The sequence below is a fragment of the Draconibacterium orientale genome, assembly GCF_900111425.1.
GTDB lineage: Bacteria > Bacteroidota > Bacteroidia > Bacteroidales > Prolixibacteraceae > Draconibacterium > Draconibacterium orientale.
The window spans coordinates 1-8,859 of record NZ_FOHT01000061.1 but is presented as its reverse complement, the minus strand read 5'-3'; the positions used below and the strand labels follow the sequence as shown (position 1 = coordinate 8,859).

Genomic DNA, 8,859 nt, shown 5'->3' with positions numbered 1-8,859 from the left:
GCTGAAAAATATAAATACGAATAAACGAATTGGCTCGGTGGCTAAAATGGAAGTGTAGTTTTTCAAACGCCGCACTCCACATGCACGCGGCCGTTACCAACCATAATAAAACCGAAAAACAACAAAAATGGAAAGTGAAATTAAAATCGGAAAAAAGATATTTATCAGAAACGCTGGAAAAGATGAATATTGGCTTCAAGACATTATTTACGAAAACCCAAAAGTTCTTGGACTTGGAGATTTAGTAGCAGTAAACAAAGAAAAGAAACAAGCAAATGGCGGTAGACTTGATATTCTGCTTAAAGAGCCGACTGAGAATTTAATGTACGAAGTTGAAGTAATGCTTGGAGAAACCGACCCTTCACACATAATTCGTTCAATCGAGTATTGGGACAATGAAAAACGTAAATATCCACAAAGACAACATTTTTGTGTATTAATAGCGGAATCTTTTGACAGAAGGTATTTTAATGTCATCCAATTAATGAGTTTAAATATTCCAATGATTGCAATTCAAGCAGACTTATTGGAGGTAAACGGAGAGAAAATTTTAAATTTTTCAAAAATCATTGACATTTATACAGAACCGGAGGAAGATGAAGAAGACACAAAACAAGTAAATGAATCGACTTGGAACGCGGACTCTCCCTGGACAAATCTAAATGCAAAAGAAATTTATGAATCATTAAAAGGCAAACATGACAGAATTGACCTTCGATATACACAAAGTTATATTAGCATAAATATTGACGGACGAAATGCTTATTGGCTGTGCAAAAGAATCAAACCGACTTCTGCACTTTTCTTTTCGGTTAAAGACGATGAAAAAGTTGAAGTAATTAAAAAGAAATTGGAAGAAAACGATATCGGTTATACTTACAATAGATATAAAGAATTTATGCTAAATGTGGACATAAAATCCCTTAAAAAGAATATTGAATTATTGAATGAGGTTCATGCTATCAGAAACAATAAATTGACTGATGATGAATAAATTACGGTTGGTAACAAAGTACATATTGCAGGGCGGGGTTCGGTGGTACGCCAACTGCGGATTCTCGTTTCGCAGTTCCGTGTCCTTCGGACAGGAACGCTCTCCGAAATCCGCCCCGACAACATGTACCAACCGTTACCGCCAAGTGAAAAAAGACACAGCGGTATAGACAAATAGCAACTTGAAAATAGCCCACGCACAAACAGCACATTTGCAATTCGCACAAGCCGACACACAACCAAAAATTGCAAAAGAGCTGTTTCTTTTCCTTCGCACGGTGCAAATGACTATTTTTATTGCTTGATATTAAAATGGACAAATGAGTATATTTCAAAAATCAGTTATAAACAATCATTTATCGCAGCTTGACAAAGACCAAGTTGAAAAAGCATTTGCAAAATTCAACGACAATTATTCTTTCTCAAAAATTGCTGAGATTCAAAAAATGAAAGAGGAAGAATATCAAGACGGATTTCTTCGGGATATATTTGTTGACGTTTTTGGTTACACTTTAAAACCTGCTGACAATTACGATTTAGCACGAGAATTTAAAAATCAGACTGATGGTAAAAAAGCTGACGGAGCAATTCTTAAAAATGATAATGCAATTGCAGTTATCGAGCTAAAATCCACAAAAACAAAAGACCTTACAAAAGTTACTCAACAAGCTTTCAATTATAAAAACAATCAACCCGAATGTAAATATGTAATTACCTCAAACTTTCAAAAACTTCGTTTTTATATTGACTATGCAAACGAATATGAGGAGTTTGACTTGTTTAACCTACAAAAGGATGATTTTCAGCTTTTGTATTTGCTCTTACAAAAAGATAGTATTTTATCGGACTTGCCGCTAAAATTGAAAACAGAAACCAAATTCCACGAGGAAAAAATTTCTGATAAACTATACAAAGACTATTCTTCGTTTAAATATAAAATTTACAACAACCTTGTAAAAAACAATCCGCAATTCGACAAAATAACCCTTTTTAAAAAGTCGCAGAAATTTCTCGACCGGTTATTGTTCGTGTTTTTTGCCGAAGATACCGGGCTGGTTCCGCCAAATGCAATCTCAAAAATTATTGAGCAATGGCAATTATTTATTGACAACGATGAGTATTTCTCGCTTTACAGTCGATTTGTAAAGTTTTTTATACATCTCGACAAAGGGCATAAATACAAAACCTATGATTTGCCAGCATACAACGGTGGGCTGTTTGCACCAGATGAAATTCTCGACAATATTACAATTGATGATGAAGTACTGAAAGACGATGCATTATTACTTTCGGCTTACGATTACAGCACCGAAGTTGATGTGAATATTCTGGGACATATCTTTGAGCATTCGCTGAACGAAATAGAAGAAATAACTGCCGAAATTGAGGGAACAGCTACCGACAAAAGCAAAACAAAACGCAAAAAAGACGGTGTTTTTTACACGCCCAAATACATTACTCAATACATTGTTGAAAATACCATTGGTAAACTCTGCACCGAAAAACGACAAGAACTTGACATACTTGAAATTGAGTTTGACGAAACAATAATCAATAAAACGGGAAAGATTTCGGCAAAGGGTAAAAAGTTGTTTGAAACACTCCAATCATACAAAGACTGGTTGTTTAGTTTAAAAATTGTTGACCCAGCGTGTGGTTCGGGGGCATTTTTGAACCAGGCACTCAATTTTCTGATAAACGAACATCAACAAATTGATGATATTATTGCCGAGCTGACAGGAGAGAAACTCCGTTTGTTTGACACCGACAAAACCATTTTAGAGAAAAATCTTTACGGTGTTGACATTAACGATGAAAGCGTTGAAATTGCCAAACTTTCTTTGTGGTTACGCACAGCACAAAAAGGTCGAAAACTCTCGAACCTGAACAATAATATTAAATGTGGCAATTCGCTGATTGACGACCCCGAAGTGGCAGGAGAAAAAGCCTTTAATTGGAAAAACGAATTTCCTGAAATATTTGCAAATGGTGGTTTTGATGTGGTTATTGGCAATCCGCCGTATGGAGCTAAGATTTCAAAACCTGATTTTGAATTCTACAATAAAATATATGAAACAGCTCATTATAAGCTTGATACTTTTTCCTTGTTTATAGAAAAGTCAATGAATATAATAAAGGAAAAAAGAGTCTTAGGTTTAATTGTTCCTTATACTTGGCTAACAATACAACAACATTCCAAACTTAGAAAATTTGTTTTAAAGTATAATCTTCAGCAAATAATCGACTTACCAACTAAAATATTTTCGGACGCAGACTTAGACACAGTAATATCAATTATACGGAAAGATAATTTTGGGAATGAAGTTCAAATTGGAAAAATATTTAAAGACGAGATAAAGTTATGTAATTCATTATCCTACAACAATATTAAATCCTCTGCTGATTTATTGATAAATGTAAACCTCACAAATATCGATTATGAAATACTGGACAAGATTAAAAAGGCAAATAAGCTAACTGACAATTTTGATGTTTCTCAAGGATACATTCCATATAGAAGAAGTGACTTGATTATCGAATTTGGAGAAGAAGAAGGAAATAAAATTGTTGATGAAAGACTTTGGCATTCATCTCAAAAAATAAGTGAAGATTTTAAACAAGAAATACAAGGTAAAGATTTAAGCAGATATTGTTATAGAGAGAGCTTTCAGTATATAAAATATGGGAAACATTTAGCAGGTTATGTTGACCCAAAATATTTTAAGTCACCTCGAATTTTAATAATGGAGGTAACAAGAGGAGATAAATACGTTTTGAAATCTTGTCTTGTAGAAAAGGAATTTTATAATACTCCCTCAATAATAAATATCATATCGAGAGACAATAACATTGACAGCTTAAAATATTTATTATCAATAATTAACTCAAGCCTATTAACTTGGTATCACAAAAAAGTTCACCCGAAGGCAAATGCAATAACTTCAATTCCTAAAATCTTAGTAAATGACGTTAGAAACCTGCCTTTAAAACCTTTAGAAAGCAATAGTCAACAACCATTTTCCGAAAAAGCCGACCAAATGCTTTCACTCAACAAAGAGTTACAAGAAAAAGCTAGTCGATTTCTAAACCGCATAACAAGCAATTTCGAAATAGAAAAAATAAGCACCAAACTTGAAAAGTTTTATGACTTTGATTTTAAAACCTTAGTTGCAGAACTCAAAAAACAAAAGATAAAACTCTCGTTGGTACAGCAAGATGAATGGGAAGAATATTTCAACGCTTACAAAGCAGAAATAAACACTCTGCAAAACCAAATATCGGCTACTGATAAAGAAATCGACCAAATGGTTTATGAACTTTATGGTTTGACCGAGGAAGAAATAAAAATTGTGGAAAATTCAATACAATAAAATGGCAAATAATAACCAGCAAAATATAATTTTTTATAAAACTGCCGACGGCAAAGCATCGGTCGCGTTGTATGCCAAAGACGGCAATATTTGGATGAACCAAAATCAACTTGCAGAACTTTTTGCCACCTCTGTTCCAAACATTAGTATGCACATATCAAACATACTGAAAGACGGAGAGTTAGAGCATAATTCAGTTATTAAGGATTACTTAACAACTGCCGCCGACGGTAAAGAATACAATGTTACATTTTACTCGCTTGATATGATTTTGGCAATCGGTTTTCGGGTGCGTAGTAAACGAGGCACACAATTTAGGATTTGGGCAAACAAAAACCTGAAAGAATATATGGTTAAGGGTTTTGTAATGGACGATGAACGTTTAAAAAATCCAGACGGCAGACCCGACTATTTCGATGAATTGCTGGAGCGGATACGCGATATTCGTGCATCGGAAAAACGTTTTTACCAGAAAATCAAAGACTTGTTTGCACTTAGTAGTGACTACGATGGAAGCGATAAATCAACTCAAATGTTTTTTGCTGAAACACAAAATAAACTTCATTACGCTGTAACAGGACAAACGGCAGCCGAATTGATTGTTTCGAGAGCAAGTGCTGAAAAACCAAATATGAACTTAACCTCGTGGAAAGGTTCAATTGTACGGAAACAAGATATTTTCATTGCAAAAAATTACTTAACCCACGATGAGATTGATACACTAAACAGATTAGTTGTTATCTTTCTTGAAAGTGCCGAGTTAAGAGCCAAAAACCGACTTGACATTACAATTGATTTTTGGAGAGAAAATGTTGATAGGATTCTTGATTTTCAAGACAAAAAAATATTGCCCAATGCAGGTTCGATAAGTAAAGCTCAAATGGAGAAGCTGGTAGCTGAGATTTACACAAACTTTGATAAACGGAGAAAAGAATTTGAAGCATTACAAGCTGACAATGACGATTTGGAAGAATTAAAAAAATTAGAACAAAATATTAAAAGCAAAAAGAAAGAATAATTGCCAACGCTTCGTAGTCAAGCACATTGGCTGGTCGCACAAAAAAGCCATCGCACGACCAAAACCAACCAAAGAGCTTGCCTACCCCAACGCACGGCAGACAGAGAAACAGTTGCTAATTGACAAAAATAATGACAGAAAACATCAACACCAGGCGGTAACAATCTGTATATGTCATAGCCGTTTTAGTGGGTAATTGTAGGTTCATCACCCGCAACAACTTCATCTCGGTTTGACAGGAAAGTAGCCCGCAATCGGCTACGCCACATACAGTTCACCGTTAGCGCAAATATTGAAAAATTGGGACAGATGATAAACACCAACGTTTTAGCACACCACGATGACAAAAAGCAGTTTCACGCACGTTGCTTAGTAGTCAGAGCATGGTGTTGACTATCAATGTTCATTAATAAGAAAGGAGACAGTCATGGCTAAAACAAAGTCAGGCAAGAAAAAGGTGTATGTGAAAGCCTACAAGTACAAAAATTCTGATGGAAAAATTGTACAAGTAGACACACATTACCGTTCAACACCTAACTAATGGTGTGGCGGGGAGTTACGGCTCTCCGCTTTTATGCTAAATTACAACACAAAATATTAACCAATAAAAAAGCAATGAAACACCAAAAACCAAAAAGACTTCCAATTCGGGTTACAAAGATTATAAGAAAAACATGTGGGTTTTTAATAATCATTGGTTATGTAATGTTTTTGTTTTTTATTATTGACAATGCTGTTCAATTTGTTCCACGCGAAATAAAATTCAGGATTTTATTGAAAATTGCGGTAATGCTTATGGTTGGTGCAATTGGGATATTGTTGCCAGTGGTGCTAATTTATCCTTACGCAAAATTTGAAGAATTTATCGTAGAGAAAGTAATACCACAAAAGATTAAGATATTCTTCAATATTGACAAAATAGAAGAATCATATACTCCAAAAGAAGAAACTAAATGATATGGGAAATATGGTTACACAGGTATTAATACCAATAATTGCTGCTTTTATTGGAGCAATGTCGGCTTTTTGGTATCAGAAAAGACTAGAAAAAAGAAGAGACAAGAAATCTGTAATATATACACTAATGATGTATAGAAACGCAGGAGCAAATGAGATTGAATGGATAAACGCGCTGAACGTAATCGACGTAGTGTTTAATAAAGATAAAAAGGTGAGAGAATTATACAGAACGTTTATATCGCAATGCGAACCAGACCTTTTCAAAAACGGACAGTGGAGAGAAACTTTTTACGAACTCGTTGAAGAAATGGGTAAATGTAGTGGTTATAGAAAATTATCAAAAAGCGAGATACGTTCTTTCTACGCTCCTGAGTCTCTGAATATTCATTATCGACACATGATTGACGGTCGGGTACAAATCCCACCAACTCCTGAAAGTTTGGGGGTATATAAGGATGATGATTCATCATCTGCATCCCCGGATTCTCAACCACAACATCTCGACAAGAACCAGTCGGATGAGAAGAACTAATCAATTCTCCGATATCCATTTGCATAAACGACTTTTTCATTAACCTTTAAATTTTATAAAAAATGAAACTTGACTATACAAAAAACCTTGACGAATTGACCGAAAAAGAATTAATGAAATTCATAATCGGTACTCAAACATTAATCCTTCGCAGGCTTGACGACATTGAATCAAAAATCAAAGGCAGTGATGAGCAAACACACCAACAGACAGTCGATGAAATAATATTCAAAGCCAGTTCTAACATTGATAGGATTAATGAAACATTGGAAAGAAAATCTACAGATTGATGCTGTATCGCATCTTGACAATATAACAATCAGTAGTCGGATGGTCGTCTGCTTTTGGATAGGCAGTAATTAAATTAACTTTAGCATCTGCTATCTTCTTGTTTAATAACTCTACGGCAGATTCAATGTCTGACTTGATGTTGTCAATTTTTTCTTGTGTTAATTGGTCAATAACGTTAACTGACATGTCTTATTAAATTAAAAACAAGCATCATGACGCAAAATCGAAATACTTGCGCTAACAAAGTGCAAATGAGCATTAGCCAAATATTGCTACGCGTGAAATACACAATGTTAACTTATTACGCGGCGTTAATTATCTTATCGGCTGGCTAACGCCACTTGCACCAACCGTTACCTGCAAGTTAAAAAAACAGAACATGAAACTAATTAGAACATTTCATCCAATAGGACAAGGAGCATTTTATATTGAAAGATTTAACTTCGATAAAGACGATTTTACTATTGTTTATGATTGTGGCTCTTTAACATTTAAAACAACAAAAATGGAGAAGAGAATTAAATCTACTTTTCCTAAAAACCATCCCATTGATATTCTTTTTATTTCTCACTTTCATGCGGACCATATTAATGGAATTGAAATTCTTGCTGAACATTGTAAAATAAAGAAGGTTGTCATGCCTTTAATTGATGACCAAACAAAAATATTGGTAAAGGTAGCAAACTTAATAGGTGCTAATTATTCTGACACAAGGTTAATAGATAGCCCAGAAGACATATTTGGGAATATTCCAATTATTAGGATAGATTCAGCTGAAATAAATCCAAATTTTGACGGTGTTTCACTTGAAAACCCAACAGATATTTCAAAAATTGGAAATTCAACGACTAATCATAGTGGTATTGTATTTACTCCAACTTTAGGTGTTGACTGGTTTTTTATTCCATTCAATTATAAACATGATGAAAGGAAAAAACAGTTTGAAGATGCACTGAAAGAACAAGGCTTAAATTTTGACAAAATTGATACAATAACAAAAATAAATAATAACAAGAAAAATATTATTAAGGCATATAATAAAGTAGATGGAGACCTTAATGAAAACTCAATGATATTATATTCAGGTAAGAATTCTGATAACCATATCCATTGCTTTGACCATAAGCATTACTCGTATTTACACCATCATTTTCATTTGGGTTTTCAGAGCGGTTGTTTATATGCAGGAGATATAGACTTAAATGCTCCAAATATTGTTTCTGATATTAAGGCTAAGTTAAGACCGCTTCTACCTTATATAGGGACATTACAAGTTCCCCATCACGGCTCTATTCATAATTTCAATATTTCTATCTTAATGGAGTCAATTCATTGTGCAATATTTTCATATGGAACTACAAATTCATTTGGTCATCCATCCGATAGAGTAATTGGTGACATAATCCCAAATAATATTTATCCGCATCATGTCACAGAGAAAAATGAATCTATTATTGTACAATGGAATTAAAACCAGCAGGTAACAATGTATAAAAATAATAGCCGAAATAGCGGTAAATTCAAGCGGTTTAGCCCGCTTCAGCTTTCTTGTAATTTGACAGGAAAGTGCAACGCAATCGGCTACTATTCTTATACGAGCCGTTAGTAGCAAGGTTAAAAAAAACCGTTTTACAATAAATATTCGTCAAATGATTTATGACTAAGCGAATTCAAATATTATTAATTGGACTTTT

Annotated in this window: 7 protein-coding genes; all 7 read left to right on the top strand. The window is 34.1% G+C overall.

Translation table 11 applies throughout. The annotated features are described in order from the left end of the window. The first annotated feature begins 127 nt into the window (after positions 1-127). Positions 128-994, top strand: coding sequence for a hypothetical protein (locus BMW53_RS20110; protein ID WP_051567585.1), 867 nt, complete (start codon positions 128-130; stop codon positions 992-994). A gap of 319 nt (positions 995-1,313) precedes the next feature. Then, positions 1,314-4,364, top strand: a complete 3,051-nt coding sequence (locus tag BMW53_RS20105; protein ID WP_038555773.1) for an Eco57I restriction-modification methylase domain-containing protein — start codon at positions 1,314-1,316, stop codon at positions 4,362-4,364. Between the two features lies 1 nt (position 4,365). Next, positions 4,366-5,382: a virulence RhuM family protein gene (locus BMW53_RS20100; RefSeq protein WP_038563787.1), complete on the top strand. Its 1,017-nt coding sequence runs from the start codon at positions 4,366-4,368 to the stop codon at positions 5,380-5,382. A gap of 540 nt (positions 5,383-5,922) precedes the next feature. Beyond that, positions 5,923-6,339: a hypothetical protein gene (locus BMW53_RS20095; RefSeq protein ID WP_038555776.1), complete on the top strand. Its 417-nt coding sequence runs from the start codon at positions 5,923-5,925 to the stop codon at positions 6,337-6,339. A 1-nt stretch (position 6,340) separates the two neighbouring features. Then, positions 6,341-6,874 (top strand): DUF6680 family protein, encoded by a 534-nt coding sequence (locus BMW53_RS20090; protein ID WP_038555779.1) that lies wholly within the window; start codon positions 6,341-6,343, stop codon positions 6,872-6,874. Between the two features lie 62 nt (positions 6,875-6,936). After that, complete coding sequence (locus tag BMW53_RS20085; protein WP_038555781.1) at positions 6,937-7,164, top strand: hypothetical protein; 228 nt, start codon at positions 6,937-6,939, stop codon at positions 7,162-7,164. Positions 7,165-7,544: 380 nt separating this feature from the next. Further along, entirely contained in the window at positions 7,545-8,636 is a 1,092-nt protein-coding gene (locus BMW53_RS20075; protein ID WP_038555787.1) for an MBL fold metallo-hydrolase, read from the top strand. Positions 8,637-8,859 lie beyond the last annotated feature (223 nt).